Origin of the sequence: Chitinophaga sp. XS-30 (genome assembly GCF_008086345.1) — a bacterium.
GTDB lineage: Bacteria > Bacteroidota > Bacteroidia > Chitinophagales > Chitinophagaceae > Chitinophaga.
The window spans coordinates 3,735,162-3,754,401 of record NZ_CP043006.1 but is presented as its reverse complement, the minus strand read 5'-3'; the positions used below and the strand labels follow the sequence as shown (position 1 = coordinate 3,754,401).

Genomic DNA, 19,240 nt, shown 5'->3' with positions numbered 1-19,240 from the left:
TGATTTTCCGGTAAAGCCCTTTGATCAGTTACGCAATAAACTATCCATGGAAATGGCGCGCGGTTCTATTTTCATGCCGTCGCGGATATTGCGGACGCCCTCGCAGACTACCCGCTCGCCGGGCTTAAGGCCGGAGGCCACAATGTAGAAGTGCGCAAAACGCGTTTGCGGGGAGAAGCTCCTCATCTTCACCGCATTGTCCTCATCCACTACGAATACATAATTCTTGTCCTGCATTTCAAATACGGCTTTTTGCGGGATGATGACTACGCCATCCAGCTCGCTGGCCAGCTTCACCTTACCGCTGGCGCCATGCTTGAGCAGCTTCCCGGGATTGGGGAAACGGGCCCGGAAGGCAATGGAGCCGGTATTGGATTCGAACTCTCCTTCGATGGTCTCTATTTCCCCGGTGTGAAGGTACCGGGTGCCATCCGCCAGTTCCAGCAATACCTTTTTGTAATGATCAGCTCCTTTTGCAAGAGATTTGGTGTACCGCAGGTATTCGGTTTCAGAAACGTTGAAATAGGCATATACCTCGCGTGTATCCGATACCGTAGTGAAGAGCGAGCCTTCATTGATCAGGCTGCCTTTTTTTAGCGGTATGCGGTCAATAAACCCGTCAAAGGGGGCGCGGACCTTTGTATAGCTCAAACGCATGGCAGCGTTCGTTTCCGCAGAGCGGGCTTCGTCTATCCTGGCCTGTGCCGCCAGCAGCCTTGCCTTTGCTACATCCAGTTCGGAGTCCGCCACCACTTTTTTGTCTACCAGTAACTTCACCCGTTCGGTTTCCAGCTCTGCGGCCTTCGCCTCTGCGATCACATTGCTCAGCACGGCCCGGGCCTTCGCCAGTTCAGCATTGTATTCGGCATCGCTGATCGTGAAAAGCAACTGCCCTTTCCTGACTTCCTGCCCTTCATCCACATATATTTTTTCGAGGAAGCCGGTCACTCTCGCCCGGATCTCCACATTCTGCACCGCCTGTATATTGGCTACATACGACCGGTACAACATTGTATCTTTTTCGATCAGCCGGGTAACCGGCAGGACCTTGATTTCATTCTCGTTCTTCTTCTCTCCTTTAACAGCACATCCGGCAACAACAAAGGCCGGCAGCGTCATATACATCCACTTGATCAGGCGCATAACAATATTATTTGTCTTTAAATACAACAAAACAATTTCCGCGGCCGTAGTTTACGGCCGACACTAGTCACATATAAAAAGGGGAATTTTGCTCAGAACGGTGTGAGCCTGAACAGGAAATAGTAATAGGCCGGTAAAAAAGCGTACTGGAAGCGGTATTCACCGGTCTTGTTCTCCGCGATGAAGATGCTTAGCGCGGGATTCTGTGAGAACTGGAAAACCGCGTGGTTCTCAAAACTGTACTGCCGTACATTGGCAGGGATATACAGCCGTTGTTTGCGGCGGTTCTTGAAGGTTTTATGTATTTCATGCCCCGCTTTCTCATCCGCTTCAGGATGTCCCGCATGGCGTTGCTCTTGCCCGGGTAACAACAGGCCGTTCTCTGCAGCCATCTGGCGGTGAGCAGAAAGTACCGGCAAGGAAAAGCTGACCAACTGAATTGTCAGCATAATGGAACAAATTGCCCACCTTTTTAATATTTGCCGGTTTATACGCATGAAACGCAAAATTAAAATTTCGCGTGTAGAAGTCAAAATGAATTGAAACAGAATGACATGTTAGTGTTATGCAAAAGCTGAAAAACGGGACCGTAGCCAAAGCTGTTACAGCCCCGTTCTGTAAAACAGCTACTTCAGTTTGAACTCCCTGACCTCCGGCTGCACATTCCACCCCTCCGTTATCAGCCGGTACGCCTTGCCCGGCACATCTTCTTTCGAGAACCGGATCTTCACCGTCCTCGTTTCCCCGGGTGTCAGCGAAAAGAAATTATCGGTGTAAAATGCCGGGCGGATGCTTTTGCCATGCTGATCCTGCAGTTTCAGCCGGGTGAAAAAAGCCATGACTTTCGTGGGATTGCGGAGCGTTACTTCCAGTTCGCCTTCCTTCACCACTTTTACGGTAGTTTTCAATTGTATGGCCGGAAGATCGTTGATCTGCTGAAAACCCGCTGTAGCAGGCCCCGTCATCGTCCATTTGCCTTCATAGGCGTCTTTCGAGCGCCAATAGAAAGACCGGGCTACAGGTTTGCCGCCGGCATCGCTCAGTTCCAGCGAAATAAAATGCACGGGCGTAATGTTATCCGGAAAATCAAGGGTAATGGCATCTTTTACGGTGCCATCCGCCGGGATATCCACTTTCACTTCTTTCGAAGATATGATCTCCGCATGCAGATTATAAACCGTAGCGGTAAGCCGGTATTGCGGGAAGGCTTTCCGGAAATCGTTATACACAGATACGGTGTTCTTCAGATAATCGAACTGCGCGTGCAGCGGCTCGAGCGCGTTTTGCGAGTAATATAATGCCGCTGTGGGCTCCAGGCTCCAGTCATACATCCGTCCGCCTGTCTGCCTCACGGGACTGTTATGGTACCAGAACAGGAAACCGGATGCCCAACGGTCCCCATACCCGAACTTGTTATAGTTCCACACTTCCCAGATGGCGCGGTAATTCATTGCGCCCACGAATTGCGCTTTCTTCGCAAACTCTTCTATGGACGATGATTCCCCGAATTCGTTCACCGCCTGTCGGTATTTTGTGGTGATCTGGTGAAAGCCGCCGCCATCCATATAATTCCACACGCTGTCCACGATGGGCCAGAGGTCTTTAGCAGGCATCATCTCGCGGAGCGATTCCACCGTCGGCAGGCAGGGCGTACCGTATTCCGGATTGAAACCGTCCACACGGCTGCCCCTTGGCGAAGCCGTGTTCTCGAAGTACTGCATGGGGTTTTCATATTTATATGGACTGCCGTCGTGCACGCCGCAGCATTCCGACTGCATCTGGTAGCCGCGGCTGGGGTCCAGCGACCGTATCAGCTCCGGCGCTCCGGGCATTTCAGTGGATTCGTTGGAGGATACGTGATAAGCCAGGGAGGCATGGTTTCGTATGCGCTTCACCGTGGCCGCCATATTGGCCAGGTATAACTCCTTATCCGCCGGATAACGGGTATCCCCGGTCATCCAGTATTCGTTCCAGACCAGGAAACCCAGTTCATCGCAACGGTCGAAGAAATAATCCGATTCGGCTATGCCACCGCCCCAGAAACGGATCAGGTTCAGACCCGCTTGTCTGGTATATTCCAGTTCCGCATGGGTGCGCTTTACCGAATTGCGCAGCATGGCATCCGGTATCCAGTTGGTGCCGCGGATGAAAACAGGGTGGCCGTTCACCAGGAAACGCCTCGACTTGTCCGGCGTCTGCTGGTCGGATGTGATCTCCCGCACGCCGAATCTCGTGGAAACGCTGTGAATGGCCTTTGCCTGCCGCTCGAAAGAAAGGTCCATCGTATATAGATGTTGTTCTCCTTTATTCAGCGGCCACCAGAGTTTCGGGTTTTTGATGACGATATTTTCGAATGTAATCGTCTTTGTTTCATGGGCAGACAGGTTTACCGGCTGCCGGAAGGATACCGCTGTGCCCTTGATGGCCCCTTTCACAATACCCTGCTGTGGCTGGTCCGATACATTCCTGACCTCTACCGAAATGGTCTGGGTGGAGGATGTGGTATCCGGCAACGGCAGTTTGGAGTAGACAAAAGGATGCTCCAGCACAACATCGTCCGTAGAATAGATCTCCACATCGCGCCAGATGCCGGTATTTCTGTCGCGCACACCGTCCGGGAAGGTAAAATCCCAGCCCACACTCATCAGCATGGTCACGTTTCTGCCGATGAGGCCGTCCCCGCCGTTGCGGTTCTCCCCGATGGCGCCGGTGCGTTGCTTGTTCTTATAGTCGCTCTGGCCGGGCGTATCCACCGGTGTAACATTAACGGCCAGGATGTTCTCCCCGTTTCTTTTGGCGATGTTGGTGATGTCAAAAGCCCCGGCGTTGAACATGCCCGCCATGCTGCCCAACTGCTTTCCGTTCAGCCAGATATCGCTGCGGTAGTTGATGCCGTGCAGTTTCAGCCAGATGCGTTTACCCTTTACCGTAGCCGGTATCCTGAACGAGGTGCGGAACCAGTAGTGATAAAACTCCCGTCCCGCATCGGCGATATCGGGGATCACCTTGCGCTCGCGGCGGTTAATATCGCCAATGTAGGGGTCCGGATACACGTTATTGGCCACGAGGGAATTCAGTACCGTTCCGGGTACGATGGCCCTGAGCCAGTCCCCGGCCGCGTATGCGGATGTGGATACCTTGCTGCCGTTCTCCGGCACTTTGTCAAAACGCTGCATTTGCCAGGTATGACCAAGGGAGGAATGCAGGAATACAGCGTCCGGCGCGGAAGGATGCGACAGGGTTTTGACCTGTGCGGAAGAAGCTGCGCTGAAAGCGATAAAAGATAATACCAGTAGACGTTTCATGTAGATATCAGCGGAATTTGATTTCAAATTTAAATCGATTGCAATACAACGGTTTAAAAAAGCCGAAGTCTCGGCAGCGTTGTTATAAAACGACACAGACCGCCGCGAGGGCGGCCTGTGTCGTCATCATATTATTTATTGGATACCAGTCTTTGTTTATCCTTCAGCAGTTGTGCTTTCAGGATGTCGTAATCCAGGTCCTGCACGGCTTTTTTACCATCAATAGCCAATGCAGCGGCGGTTGCGGCGCTTTGCCCGAGGATCATGAATACCGGTTCCATCCGTATGGAACCGAAAGCGATATGGGAGCTGGATACGCAAACCGGTACCAGCAGGTTCCTGCATTCCGCTTTTTTAGGGATGATGGAGCCGTAGGAAATACGGTAAGGCTGTTTGGTGTCTACCCCGATGTCTCCTTCATTCTGCACAAAACCATCGGGTTTTACGTAGCGTTGCGCGTTGTGGGAATCGAGGGTGTAGGAGCCCATTCCCACGGACTGCGGTACTTCGCGTTTGCTGAGGGTCTCATGCTCGGTCATCACGTGCGTGCCGATCATGCGACGGGCTTCGCGGATGTACAGCTGGTGAGGCCAGTTGCCGTTGTCCCGGAACTCATCTTTGGCCAGCCCCCATTTTTTCATCTCGTTCTGCACATCAGCGGGTACGCGGGGATCGTTGGCAATGAAGTAGAACCAGCCTTTCTGGTATTGTTCATGCTCGGCAATGATCTCTTTCCGCCTTACATAAGAGGCATCGGGATAATCGTAGTTCATGCCGATATTGTCGGTACTGAAAGGGCCGTGGTTATTGGTATCTGTCTTTCTGTTCGGGATGGGGTCGAACTTGTTGAAGGTTTCGCGCCAGCCGGAATTGAATACCCGGAGCAGCAGTTCGTACTGTGCCGGATCATACCCTTCGGGTTTGGGGAAAGGCACCCTGTTATCCGGATGCCGGGTGAGGCACATGCGGAAGCAATAGGCCTGTATCTTGTCATCCCCTTCTCCCCGTTTGCCCGGGTCTTTATCAGACACCTTGGGCAGCAGTCCGCTTTTGGGATCACCGGGGACCTTGTAAGGGCTGATGTTTGTTTTAAAATGATGTCCGTGATGCAAAATGCCCGTCTGTGCACCATTCCATTCCTCTCCGTACACACTGTTCGCCTCGCGGCCCACATGGTATTTCACACCTGCTGCAGCCATCAGATCGCCTTCATAGGTGGCATCGATGAACATCTTTCCGGAAAAGATCTTGTTGCTGAGCGTTTTGATGGAAACGATGTTCCCTCTTTTCTTGACAACACCCTTCTCCCGGTCCAGCCACTCATCCCGGTACACTTTGATATTATGCTCCTTTACAAAGTCTTCAAAAACCTTTTCTGCAACATGCGGCTCGAAGATCCACATCGTACGTTCCGTGCCGTCCATAGCCGGAGTGCCCTGCCCTTTGTTGCCGTATTCTTCCTTTTTTTGCCATTGCCAGGCATCGGGTTGCTGGTAATGCATATACACACGGTGGTAAAATTCGCGGGCCAGTCCGCCGATCACCGATTTATCGCCTGTATCGGTAAAACCGAGGCCTCCGGAGGATAAGCCGCCGAGATGGGTGTCAGGAGATACGATCACAACAGACTTGCCCATCTGCTTGGCCTGCACCGCGGCGGTTACCGCCGCAGAGGTACCACCATAGATCACAACATCGGCATCAATTTTTTGCTGCGCCAGTACTTGCGTAGCAATCAGAAAACATAGAGGAAAGAGTAATTTCTTCATAGCGTGGAATAGTTGTTCCAAAAGGGAATAAATATATAAAAAGTTTTCTTAGAAAGAGAACGCATAACGTTCCGGCGATGTATTGCAGGTTTTGATATATTTTCATAACATGCAGCCGTATTTAAAAGCGCAGGTGTAAAATGACAGCCAGGACATTTGTAATTGGAGATATTCACGGTGCACTCAGGGCGCTGGAACAACTTGTCGGTATCATCAGGCCAACCGCGGCGGACCGGTTGATCTTTCTGGGAGATTATGTGGATGGATGGTCGCAATCCGCCGGGGTAGTTGCTTACCTGATGGAACTGGACCGGCGTCACAACTGTATCTTCATCCGGGGCAATCATGATGCCTGGTGCGAGGCCTGGTTGCGTGGCGGCCTGGAGGACGAAGTATGGCTATTCCATGGTGGCCGGGCTACCGTGGACAGTTATGAGCAGCTCAGCGCCTCCAAAAGAAAGGAGCATCTGCGGTTCTTTGACCGCCTGGTGAATTATTATGTAGATGAGCATAACCGCCTGTTCATCCATGCAGGATTTTCCTCCATGCACGGCCCCTCCCGCGAACCCTATACGACCAATTTCTCCTGGGACCGGACGCTGTGGGAAATGGCCCTCGTGATGGACCCGCGCATTCCCAAAGACGCCAGCATCTATCCAAAACGATTGTTGCTGTTCAACGAGATCTACATCGGCCATACGCCTACCACCAATTACGGCGTCAATATCCCGATGCAGGCCTGCAACGTCTGGAATGTGGATACCGGTGCGGCTTTCAGAGGCCGGATATCAGCCTTGGATGCTGATACCAAAGACTTTTGGCAAAGTGATGTGGTCATGCACCTTTACCCCGGTGAGGCGGGAAGGAACCGCTGATAAGCGACAACAAATAGACCTTTTACCCCATAAAATGCACCAGCTATTGTCCCGATCATACCAGATACGCAATAGCGTTTCGCGGCCCTGTTGAATGTCATTAGTTTGCGGCCCATAAAAAATTGTTAACACCCCAAACTGAAAATCATGAAATTTCTATGTTCCACAGCAGCAGCCCTGCTTGTTGTTTGTCAACTTTATGCGCAGCAGATCCCGCAGGAAGAAGAAAACGCCTCCGCTATTCTTTATATGAAAGTAAAGAAGCCCACCATGTTCATCCCGCAAGGGGTTGACGGAGACGGGGAATCCACCGCTCCCATCCGGGGGAAAATGAAAAAGATCACCGCTGTCCGCCGCGCCGTTGCCCGTCCTGCCCAGCAATTCATCATCACCGAAGCTGATGCCCCGGGCATGACAATGGCCATGCGCAGTTCAGTGGTTTGTGCAGCCCCTGTGGTGGAAGAAGACCTGGAACCCGTGTACAGCGCCGTAAAAGCGCACATGCCCCTCTATTTGCCGTACAAGAACAGCAAAACCGGCATCTGGCAGGGATTCTATTACAGCTGGGACAATAATGACGACGGCGCTAATGATGCGCATCGTGCGATCGATTACGGCAAAACCTCGGTAGCCGAAAATGAGGACCCTACCTTCGGCGTATATGCCATCGCTCCAGGCAAAGTGATCGACGTAAAATGGTCCAACGGCGGCGGAAATATCGTGGAGATCGAGCATACCGCGCCCAATGGCTACAAATACCGCAGCAAATACCTGCACCTCCGCAACGGGTTCGACAATGACCGGGCGAAGGCCCAGGCCACTTCCGGTAAATATAAATCCTTTGCAGACAACGGCACCAGCAGCAAATTGTGCTGGGGTACCAACAGCCAGAAGATCGCCGTGAAGGTGAATGATATCGTGAAAGGCGGCCAGTTCATTGCTTATGCCGGCAATACCGGTTCCGGCGGTATCGGCGTGATCCTGAATGATGACGGTACGCTCAAAAATGCGGATACGCGGTCATTCAATGTACATCTGCATTTTGAAGTACGCGTACAGGACACCCGCAGCGGTCACAGTGGCGACTGGGTGCTTGTAGATCCGTATGGCGCTTACAATCATGGCGGTGTGGACTGTTACGACCTGGATGCCAGCACACCATTTGCCCGCCTCTTCGCTCCTTTCTATCCCAACTTCCACAATGTGCCGCTGGACCTGGTGAACAAATTCTGGGGGTACTACACCGGTATGGGCATGGCGCTGCAGACCGTGAGTGTGGACCGGAACGGCAGCAACCTCTATGCCGCCGGATCTTTCCAGTGGGGCCTGCCCGGGGCATGGTACACCCGCTTTTATATGACCGGAGCCACTTATCAGAATTATTTCAATACTTACGGTCAGCAGGGATTCCGGCCCCGGCAGCTTTCCGTTACGAAAGACGGCAGCGGCAATCCCCGCTTCACCGCCATCTGGGAAAAGAAACCCGCCGGCCAGTCCGCCCACTCCGTGCATAACCGCGATGATGCCAATTTCGGGAATGTCTGGAAGGAATATGTGACCAACAAAAAATGGCATGTACAGGAACATGTTGCCTATATGGTGAACGGCAAACGGTATCATGCCGCCGTATTCGTGAATAAACCGAACGATAACGGTTTCTATCTCTATTACGGCCTGAGCGGCGCGGATTTCGACAAGAAGTTCAAGGAATTGTACGGCAAATGGGAACTGAAAAGCATCAATGTCAACGGCAACACCGTAGGCGGTGTATGGCGGCCTAAAAAGAGCAACTACGCAGCTTACTACGGCATGACCTCCGCCGGTTATCAGACCAGGTTCAACCAGTTCGCCGCAGAAGGGCTGCGCCTGATCAAAGTACAGAATTATGACAACAACGGACGGTTCAGCGCCGTCTGGAGCAAATAGCGTTCCGATTACTCCTGCACATCTGAAGGGGTGGCCTTGATGGCCGCCCCTTTTTCTGTAAAAGTTTTTCCGGCGTAAGTTATTTTTTCTATCTTTATTCGTCTGGAAGAGAAAATATCAATTATTTATCAGCCAAAAAGTACTTCTCCGGCCACGTCAGAAAGAATATTAAATCCACGTTAATAAACGCAAATCCAAAAACAGCTTTGGTTTTTACCACTACTTTTACAGGTATAAGCTTTCACAGACCATTACCTTTCCTGAATAATTGCCTTGGCAGCCACATCAACATATAACGAGCAGGAACTGCTGCAAATGCTTTCTCAAAACGATTCTACCGCATTTGAGATCCTTTATGACATATACTGGGAATCGCTTTATAATACCGCCTATAAACGGTTGCAGCATGAGGAACATTGCAAGGATGCAGTGCAGGATGTATTCGCCGATCTGTGGACCAGGAGAAAGGAACTGGAGATCGACAACCTTGGCGCCTATCTCCATACCGCCGTCCGCTTCCAGGTATTGAAACTCGTTAACCGTCACAGCACCAGGAATACCTATTTCGATCCTTTTGAAACAGTATTGATCTCCTATATGAATGCGGATGGCAAAGTGCGGGAAAAGGAACTGTCCCGCATCATAACCGCCTGGATGGAAGAACTGCCCCGTAAACGCCGTGAAATATTCCTGCTTTATTTCGAGCAGGAGCGCACTACAAAAGAGATCGCCGCCCAGCTGAACATCTCCCAGAAAACCGTTCAGAATCAATTGGGAACCGCCATGCAAAGCCTCCAGGCACATATCGCGGTCCACCTGCTCTTTATCGTCTCCTCCGGTATCTGACACAAAAAATTTTATTTCTTTTTTGGGAGTTTTACCCTTTTCGGGTACATCTAATGAATCATTTCGCCGCAAGATGAAGTCCAGTCATAGAAAATCGTGGAAGATACTCCTCCGCAAGTACCTGTCCGGTAAAAGCACCGGGGTAGAAAAACGCTTTCTGGAAGAGTATTATGATGCTTTCGGGCATAGGGAGAACATCCTTGACGGCCGGAGCCGGGAGGAGAAAGACCTCCTGGCGCAAAGTATGAAACAACACATCCTGCGGCAGGCCGGTATCACTCCGGCCACTGTGACGGTACCGCTTTTTCGGCGTACCTGGTTCAGGGCGGCATCCATACTGGTGCTATTGGGCAGCGCTGCCTGTATGTACCTGCTATGGTCTCCCCGCAAACAGCAGCACAAATCCCTGGCAGACCTTGGCGCGCCAGCGGGAAGCATCCTGCCCGGCGGTAAAAAAGCTTACCTCACCCTGGCTGACGGCCGCCGCATTGCGCTGGACGATGCCGCAAAGGGAAGGCTGACCTCCCAGGGCCAGACCCTTATCGTGAAGGAAGAAGAAGGACAGTTAAGATATGAAGGCCTGAATGGTGATGATAAAGTATATTTTAATACCATCTCCACCCCGCGCGGAGGCGAGTATAAGGTCGTGTTACCGGATGGAAGCGCTGTATGGCTGAATGCGGAGTCTTCCATCCGGTTCCCTACACAGTTCAAAGGGAACGAACGGCGCGTGGAGCTCACCGGCGAAGCCTATTTCGAAGTCGCCAAAGCCGGCGGCCATCAACCGATGCCCTTTATCGCCTCGGTGAACGGCATGGAAGTTACCGTACTGGGCACACACTTCAACATCAAAGCTTATCAGAATGAAGCCACCATCCGCACCACGTTGCTGGAAGGGGCCGTGAAAGTGAGCAGGCATGCTGCATCGGACCAGGCGGTCATACTCCGTCCCGGGCAACAGGCTGCCGTTACCGGCGATCAGCAGATCAGCGTGAAAGCAGTAGATGTGGAGGAACAGGTGGCCTGGAAAAACGGCCGGTTCGATTTCAGGAGCGAACAGATCTCCGCCGTCATGAAACAACTGGAAAGATGGTACAATGTTGATGTGGTGTACGAAAGCATGCCTTCCGTCCATTTCTCGGGAACAATATCCCGGAAAGCAGACGTAAAAGGAGTGCTGAAAACGCTGGAAATGACCGGCGGTGCGCATTTCAGGATAGAAGGCCGGAAGATCATCGTACAGCAATAGCAGATAATATCAAGAACACGTAATCGCATATACAAACTGATATAAGGGCATACTCCTGGCGGGGGAAGTATGCGCAACAGGCCAATGCCGCCTGCAAAAAATTATAAACTTTTCAAATAAGCCAGATGAAATTGAAAACTTTCTACAAAGTTTCGGGCCTCCCTATGCCCATAACCGGACGGTTGGTCTCCCGTTTTTTTACAAAAGTGAAGCTGACCTCTTTTCTGTTGTTCACGCTCTGCCTGCAGGCATCAGCGCTGGGTTTCGCACAGGAAAAGATAACGCTGGTTTTCAGGAATGCGCCGCTGGAAAAGGTATTCAAGGACATCCGGCGGCAAACGGGATTTCTTTTCGTGTACACGGATGAAACACTGCAAACGGCCAAAACAGTCAACCTGAACCTGCGCGACGTAACGTTAAAACAGGCCATGGACGCTTGTTTAAACGGACAACCGCTGACATACGCGATCGTAGACGATGCTATCGTCATCAAGCCGAAACCGCGCGCCGAAACTGCTCCGGTCACATCTCCCCCACCCCTGCCAGCCGATACGCTGATTTCCGGCACCGTTACTTCCGATACCGGCGAACCGCTTCCGGGTGTGAATGTGCGGCTGAAGAACGGTACTACGGGAACGGTTACGAATGAAAAAGGCGTGTTCAGCCTGTCCGTTCCTCCTTCATCCGTACTGATCGTTTCCTATGTAGGTTACCTCGCACAGGAGATCAATACCGGCAGCCGGAAAAACTTCAACATACAGTTGCAGATATCGGCAGATCCCATGAACGAAGTGGTAGTCGTAGGTTTCGGACAACAGAAGAAGATCAGCGTAACAGCCGCTATTTCCTCCATCGGTACAAAAGAACTGCTGCAAAGGCCACAGGCCAATGTGAGCAATATGCTGGTGGGTATGCTGCCGGGCGTGATCGCCGTGCAACGAAGCGGAGAGCCGGGCAGCGATCAATCCACGATCAGGATCAGGGGCACCGGCACCTTCAACGGCAACGCAGATCCGCTGATCATGATCGATGGTATAGAAAGACCGGAATACAATAACATCGATCCGAATGAAATAGAATCGGTGAACATCCTGAAAGATGCCTCCGCTACGGCCATCTACGGTGTACGGGGCGCCAACGGCGTAATACTGATCACCACTAAAAGAGGAAAAGCGGGACAGGCGCCCTCCATGAGCTATTCCGGCAACGTGGCTTTCCAGATGCCGACATTGCTGCCCGATTATCTCAACAGTTATGACTATGCAAGACTGTACAATGAGGCATTGATGAACGACACCTACATCACCGGTTCTCCCTACACACCGAAATTCAGCGAAGCGGATATCGAAGCCTACCGCACCGGCTCCGATCCGATCTTTCATCCCAATACGGACTGGATGGAGATCTTCCTGCGCGACTATTCCATGCAAACGCAACATAATCTCAATATCAGCGGTGGCGGCGACCGGGTGCGGTATTTTATTTCCGCAGGATACTTTCAGCAACAGGGTATCTACCGTTATTCGGAACTGAACCCGGAGTTCAGCACCAATGCAAAGAATACCCGGTATAACTTCCGTTCGAACCTGGATTTCACGATCACCAAACGTTTTTCCGCCAACGTACAGATGGCGGCGCAGATCGAAGACCGCAATTACCCGGGCAACTCTGCTGCTACTATCTGGCGCGATATTTCCTGGACCAATCCGCTCGGCTCTCCCGGCCTGATCGATGGCAAAGTGATCCGGCTGCAGGGGCAGACATCCGTTGTCAATCCCTTCTGGACCCTGCTCAGCGCCGGTTATTACCAGCAGTTCAGGAACAATCTGAACAGTTCCGTGCGCCTGAACCATGAACTGGATTTTATCACCAGGGGCCTGTCCATTTACGGTACGGTAGCCTACGATATCTTCTACAGCCAGGCCATCACCCGCTCCAAGGAAATACCCTACTATATTGCGATGAAGGACCCCGGCGCTGCGGACAGCATTCGCTTTATTCCCCAGGGAGAAGAAGGCCCGCTGGGCTTTGCGGAAACCATGGGAAAGAACCGGCGGATATATGCGGAAACAGGCATCAACTATGCCCGCAGCTTTGGCAGGCATAACGTTACCGGCCTGCTGCTGTACAACCAGAGCAAATACTTTTCGCCTGATCTCGTACTGCTCGTGCCAAACGCCTACCAGGGCCTGGTGGGCAGGGTTACCTATAATTACGACAACCGTTATCTCGCCGAACTGAACATGGGATACAACGGCACGGAAAATTTCGCTGAAGGACGGCGCTTCGGCCTGTTTCCCGCGTTCTCGCTGGGATGGGTAGCCTCGCAGGAATCATTTTTCCCCAAAGGCGGCGCCATCAGTTACCTGAAAATACGCGGCTCCTACGGCGAAACGGGCAATGACAAGATCGGCGGTGAAAGGTTCCTTTACCTGCCCTCCTCCTACGGCTACAGCGGCAGCTACTATTTCGGTACAGTGGGGCAGAACTACCAGTCCTACCAGGGTTCTGTGGAGAACAAGATCGGCAACCCGCTGCTGACCTGGGAGCGTGCGCAAAAAAGCAACCTCGGGCTGGAGCTCAACCTCTTCAATGACCGGCTAACCTTCGTCGGCGATGTTTTCCGGGAGAACCGCAACAACATTCTCGCCAACCGCGGCACCATTCCCAACATCGTTGGCGCCAACCTGCCCGCATACAACCTTGGCCGGATGAGGAACAGCGGGTTTGAAGCGGAGATCGGCTATAAAGGGAAAGTACAGGCATTCAACTACTGGGTGAAAGCCAACTATACCTTCGCGCGCAACAAGATCCTTTTCATGGATGAAGCGCCCAAGACCTATCCCTACCAGAATGTTACCGGCAACCGCGCCGGCCAGTTCATGGGCCTCCTCTCCGACGGTTTCTACAATACCTGGGAAGAAGTGAACGACCCTAAAAGACCGGTCAGCCAATGGAACAACAACAAGATACAGCCGGGGGATATCCGCTATGTGGATGTGAACGGCGATGGAAAGATCGATGTGGATGACCGGATGCCGATCGGCTATTCCAATATCCCCGAAAAGATCTTCGGCATCTCCTTCGGCGGCAATATCAAAGGCTTCGATTTTTCCGTGTTGCTGCAGGGGGCGGACAATGTGTCCATCCAGTATTTCGGTCGCGCCCTCTGGCCTTTCATCAACGGCCAGGAAAGCGCAAAGGCCAACATCCTCGAACGCTGGACGCCCGAAAGATATGAACAGGGGTTGCCCATCACTTTCCCACGCCTCTCCATGAACCCCAACCGGAATACGGACCACAACTTCCAGGAATCGGATTTCTGGACCAGGGATGCCAGTTACGTGCGGTTAAAGAATGCGGAGATCGGTTACACCATCAATGGCGCGGTAACGCGCAAATGGGGCCTCAACGGCGTACGGCTGTATGCCAACGGCGCCAACCTGTTCACCTGGAGCGATGCCAGGGAATTTGATCCGGAATCCCCCTCCGCCGGAGGCAATACGGAGATCACGGCTTACCCGTTACAAAAGGTTTTCAACATGGGTGTTAACATAAAATTTTAATCAACGATGAAACGGACTGTTCTTTTATTGACTGTTGTCTTCTTTTCATGCAACAGGGATTTTCTGGAAAAACCACCCGGTGTAGATATTACGGAAGATGTCATCTTTTCTGATATGACGCAAACGGAAACATTTGTGGCCGCCACATACCAGTCTTCCATTCCTAACGGATATCCGATGAGCGGCGCGTTGGAACGCCGGCTGAATGGCGGCATCCTGGCCGCAGCCTGTGATGAGGGGGAAATGGCCAATACCTGGTCGAATGCCCAGGGCTGGAATTCCGGCATCATACCCAATAACAATATCCTGTGGGATGAGGATGAACGCGTGAACTCGCGCTGGCAGGCCATCCGTAAATGCAATATCCTGCTGGAACGGGTGGATGGCATACCCAATGCCACGGATGCATTCAAAAAACAGGTGAAAGGGGAAGCTTATTTCCTCCGTGCGCTCCTTTATTTCGAAACCGTAAAACGGTACGGGGGCGTACCGATCGTAGATAAGCGGCTTAATGCGGAAGACGAGATACTGATTCCCAGGAGCCCGCTGGAAACCTGCATCGATTTTATCATCAGCGATTGCGATGCGGCCATTGGCCTGCTTCCGCCCGCACAACCTTCAGCAATGCAGGGCCGTGCCACCACCGGCGCGGCGCTCGCCCTCAAATCCCGCACCCTGCTGTATGCCGCAAGCCCGTTGTTCAATACGGCCACGCCTTATATCGACTTCGGCGCGAATAATCCGTTGATCTGTTATGGCAACTACGATCAGAACCGGTGGAAAAAAGCTGCGGACGCCGCAAAGGCGACGCTGGATTGGGCCATGGCCAATGGCTGCGCCCTCGTGGAAGAATATGGGGCGGACAGGAATTATGAAATGATGTGGACGCAACCCGATAACCGGGAGATCATACTCGCCAGCAAGGCGTACGGCGCATGGGGCCGCGGCGGCCGACCCATGGCGGTGATCATGCCCAACTGGGCCGGTTCCAGCTGGCAGGATGGCGGCGTGTCCGTTCCCTTCAACTTCGTGCAGCACTACGAGAAAAAAGATGGCACTCCCCAACAATGGAACATGGCGGGCGGCAACGATCTGTTGCAGAAATACAGTGAGCTGGACCCACGCTTCCGGCAAACCATCGTATCCCACGGCGATACCTGGAACAACGCCGTCGGCAAAATATCCCTCTCCGGCCCTCCGCATAGCAACCATTGCAGAGGCGGCCACTGGATGATCAAATCCATTCCGAGAGACATCCTTCCCACGGGCAGCAGTTCCTTTGTCATCAACTGGATGGTATTCCGTCTCGGGGAAATATACCTGAACTATGCGGAAGCCCTGAACGAAGCGGAAAACACACCGCCTGCCGAAGCATATGACGCAGTGGACGAGATCAGGCGAAGGGTGGATATGCCGCCGCTGCCCCGCGGATTATCAAAAGAGGCCTTCCGGGAAAGGGTACGGAATGAACGGGCCGTGGAGCTGGCTTTTGAAGAACACCGCTTCTGGGATATCCGCCGCTGGCTGATTGCCGGAAATGAAGGCGTGATGAAAGGGTCCTTCTACGGGCTGAAGATCACCCCGGCAGCAGATAATCCCGCTGAAGCAGCTTATCTGCCGGTAGTATTCGAAAACCGGGTATGGAATGACAAAGCTTATCTCCACCCGTTCACACCCGGCGAGATATTCAAAGGCTACCTGGTACAAAATCCCGGCTGGTAATCACTAAAACTTGTACAACATGAAGCGCAAAAAATACGCTATGAATATAAGACGGAATGCCGCAGTCCTCGCGATATGCAGCATGAGCGCCTTTCCGGCGGCCGGCCATTCTCAGGCAACCGCCGCGGCCGACTCCATTCCCGTTGCATACGGCATGCAGCCCCGGGAAAAAGTAACGGCGGCCATCGCCACCACTACGGGCAACGAGCTTTCAAAAACGTTCGCTCCATCATTAAGCAACACGCTGTACGGAAGAATTCCCGGCCTCATCGTGATGCAGGGCAGCAGCGAACCGGGATACGATGCACCATCGCTCTATGCCAGAGGCGTCAGCTCCTTTCGCGATGGCAGCCTGATCACCATTGTAGATGGTTTCGAATCACCATTCGATCAACTCGCACCGGAAGAAGTGGAATCCATCTCCCTGCTGAAAGATGCTGCTGCCGTGGCACTATACGGCATGCGTGGCGCGAACGGCGTTTTGCTGGTAACGACCAAAAAAGGCTACGAAGGCAAAACACAGATCAATTTCAGCGCACAGACGGGCTGGCAGCAATTCACCGATCTGCAGCAACCACTTGGCGCATATGATTACGCACGCCTGTACAACGAGGCGCTGGCCAACGACAACAAACCGCTGCGTTATACCGATGCCGACCTGGAAGCATACCGCCTCGGCAACGATCCTTATTTTCACCCGGATGTGAACTGGAACAAGGAAGTGCTGCGCAATACCACACCCATCCGCAACTTCAACCTGAATTTCAGGGGCGGCGGCAAAGGCATCCGTTTCTTTGTACTGCTCAACGCACTGACCAACGACGGCATGTACAGGAACACGGACCCCAAACGGAAGGAGAATACCAATGCCCGTTTCCTCCGGTATAATTTCCGCACGAACGTGGATATTGCCGTGACCAAAAGGCTGACCGCCGCTTTATACATGGGCGGAAGGATCGAAGACCGCTCCTCCCTGAACGGCACTACCGCGGCGGAATTATTCGACATGCTGATGCAAACGCCACCCAACGCATTCCCGGTGTACACGCCGCAGATGGAATACGGCGGCTCCTCACTGTACAAGAATCCCGTTGCCACCGTGCTGAGCACCGGCATGTACAATAATAACAACCGCAATTTCCAGGGCATCTTCTCCCTGCGTCATGAACTGGATTTCCTGCTGCCCGGCTTGCGCGCGGAAGGCGCTGTGGCATTCAGCAACTTCTTTGCCGGTACATCCATACAGAACCGAACCTATGCCATGCAAAGCATGTCCAGGGACGCCAATGGAGATACCGTGTACACCACCATCGGCCAGCATACGCCGCTGACGCCGGCGGAAGGGTACGGAGACCAGTGGAGGCGCTCCAATGTGAGATTCAGCCTGAACTACGACCGCTCCTCCGGTCCGCATGAGATCAGTGCATTGCTCATGTACCTGCAGGATAAATATGTCATTGGCGGGAATAATGTTCCTTTCGCCTATCTCAACTATGCGGGCAGAGCAACTTATACCTACCGTAAAAAATATACGGCGGAGTTGGCCGCCAGCGTCATGGGCACCGATAATTTTCCCGTGGGTGAGCGCTTCGGCCTGTTTCCCGCACTGTCCCTCGGATGGATACTTTCGGAAGAGCCATTCCTGCATACATTTTTCCGGGACGGATTCCTGAAGCTGCGGGCATCCTACGGGAAAAGCGGGAACGATCAGGCAGGCGGGCAGCGCTTCATATATGACCAGTATTACTTCATGCAGGGCGGATACAACTTCGGCAATGCCAACAACAGCGCCGGTGGCATGGTAGAAGGCAGCCTGGCCAATCCCGGCATCACCTGGGAACGGAAACGCACGGCCAATATCGGGCTGGATGCCCTGTTCCGCAACAAATGGAATTTTTCGCTGGATGTGTTCACCGAAAACCGGTACGGCATTCCCGTTACACCCGATGGTACAGTGCCGGCCTTTCTGGGCGCAGCCCTGCCTTTGCTGAACATTGGCGAAGTGAGGAATACAGGATTTGATGCGGTACTGGGATATCAAAGTGATCCATCCAAAACGTTCCGGTATTTCTTCGAGGGAATGGTGATGTTCTCCCGCAACAGAATACTGGAAATGTCCGAAGCCGCCAGGCCATATGAATACCTGCGGCAAACCGGCCATGCGGCGGGACAGCCCTTCGGCCTGGAGGCAGATGGATTTTATCTGCCCGGTGATTTTGATGCGAACGGGCAGCTCAAAGCCGGCATCCCCTTCCCGCAATTCGGGCAGGTACGCCCGGGAGATATCCGGTATAAAGATCAGAACAACGATGATATGATCGATGAGTTCGATCACAAACCCATCGGCAAACCTGTAATGCCGGAATGGACCTACAGTTTCAAAGCCCGTTTGTCCTGGCGCCAGTTCGACCTGGAAGCATTTTTCCAGGGCGTAGCCAACCGGAGCGTTTACCTGAACGGTCCCGCCGTATGGGCTTTTCAGCAAAACGCAGGCATAATGCCCCTGGCCCTCGGCAGATGGACACCGGAAACCGCCGCTACTGCCACCTATCCCCGGCTGACCACCAGCGCGAATGATAATAACTACCGGCTGTCGGATTTCTGGCAGCGCAATGGCGGCTTTTTGAAACTCCGCGCACTGGAGATCAAATACACCCTGCCGGCTTCACTGATCAGCCGCATCAAACTGGAGCATGCCGCGGTATTCGTTTCCGGCAACAACCTTTTTTCACTGGACGACCTGCCGGATATGGACCCGGAAGCACTGACCGGCTATCCCTCCCTGCGCACCATCAGCACAGGCATCAGGGTAGGTTTCTGATAACAGATGTTTGAATTT

11 protein-coding genes are annotated in these 19,240 nt (G+C 52.8%); 7 read left to right on the top strand and 4 right to left on the bottom strand.

Annotation, left to right across the window (positions count from 1 at the left end):
* Positions 1 to 24: 24 nt before the first annotated feature.
* The 4 genes from FW415_RS15345 to FW415_RS15330 all read right to left on the bottom strand — a co-directional run bounded on the left by FW415_RS15345 (position 25) and on the right by FW415_RS15330 (position 6,217).
* Complete coding sequence (locus FW415_RS15345; protein ID WP_148386628.1) at positions 25 to 1,143, bottom strand: efflux RND transporter periplasmic adaptor subunit; 1,119 nt, start codon at positions 1,141 to 1,143, stop codon at positions 25 to 27.
* A 92-nt stretch (positions 1,144 to 1,235) separates the two neighbouring features.
* Positions 1,236 to 1,592 (bottom strand): hypothetical protein, encoded by a 357-nt coding sequence (locus tag FW415_RS15340; RefSeq protein WP_148386625.1) that lies wholly within the window; start codon positions 1,590 to 1,592, stop codon positions 1,236 to 1,238.
* 177 nt (positions 1,593 to 1,769) lie between these two features.
* Positions 1,770 to 4,448, bottom strand: coding sequence for a sugar-binding domain-containing protein (locus FW415_RS15335; RefSeq protein ID WP_148386623.1), 2,679 nt, complete (start codon positions 4,446 to 4,448; stop codon positions 1,770 to 1,772).
* A 131-nt stretch (positions 4,449 to 4,579) separates the two neighbouring features.
* Positions 4,580 to 6,217 carry an FAD-dependent oxidoreductase gene (locus FW415_RS15330; RefSeq protein ID WP_148386621.1) on the bottom strand — a complete coding sequence of 546 codons (1,638 nt, stop codon included), beginning with the start codon at positions 6,215 to 6,217 and terminating at the stop codon, positions 4,580 to 4,582.
* 140 nt (positions 6,218 to 6,357) lie between these two features.
* On the opposite strand from FW415_RS15330, the gene FW415_RS15325 reads away from it, so the two are divergent.
* The 7 genes from FW415_RS15325 to FW415_RS15295 all read left to right on the top strand — a co-directional run bounded on the left by FW415_RS15325 (position 6,358) and on the right by FW415_RS15295 (position 19,222).
* Positions 6,358 to 7,092: a metallophosphoesterase family protein gene (locus FW415_RS15325; RefSeq protein WP_148386619.1), complete on the top strand. Its 735-nt coding sequence runs from the start codon at positions 6,358 to 6,360 to the stop codon at positions 7,090 to 7,092.
* A 147-nt stretch (positions 7,093 to 7,239) separates the two neighbouring features.
* Positions 7,240 to 9,018: a peptidoglycan DD-metalloendopeptidase family protein gene (locus FW415_RS15320; RefSeq protein WP_148386617.1), complete on the top strand. Its 1,779-nt coding sequence runs from the start codon at positions 7,240 to 7,242 to the stop codon at positions 9,016 to 9,018.
* A 273-nt stretch (positions 9,019 to 9,291) separates the two neighbouring features.
* Positions 9,292 to 9,864, top strand: coding sequence for an RNA polymerase sigma factor (locus FW415_RS15315; protein ID WP_148386614.1), 573 nt, complete (start codon positions 9,292 to 9,294; stop codon positions 9,862 to 9,864).
* A 73-nt stretch (positions 9,865 to 9,937) separates the two neighbouring features.
* On the top strand, positions 9,938 to 11,113 hold the full coding sequence (locus FW415_RS15310) for a FecR family protein (protein ID WP_148386612.1): 1,176 nt from the start codon (positions 9,938 to 9,940) through the stop codon (positions 11,111 to 11,113).
* A 125-nt stretch (positions 11,114 to 11,238) separates the two neighbouring features.
* Complete coding sequence (locus FW415_RS15305) at positions 11,239 to 14,679, top strand: TonB-dependent receptor (RefSeq protein ID WP_210420705.1); 3,441 nt, start codon at positions 11,239 to 11,241, stop codon at positions 14,677 to 14,679.
* Positions 14,680 to 14,685: 6 nt separating this feature from the next.
* Positions 14,686 to 16,401 carry a RagB/SusD family nutrient uptake outer membrane protein gene (locus FW415_RS15300; RefSeq protein ID WP_148386610.1) on the top strand — a complete coding sequence of 572 codons (1,716 nt, stop codon included), beginning with the start codon at positions 14,686 to 14,688 and terminating at the stop codon, positions 16,399 to 16,401.
* A 19-nt stretch (positions 16,402 to 16,420) separates the two neighbouring features.
* Positions 16,421 to 19,222, top strand: a complete 2,802-nt coding sequence (locus tag FW415_RS15295) for a SusC/RagA family TonB-linked outer membrane protein (RefSeq protein WP_148386607.1) — start codon at positions 16,421 to 16,423, stop codon at positions 19,220 to 19,222.
* Positions 19,223 to 19,240 lie beyond the last annotated feature (18 nt).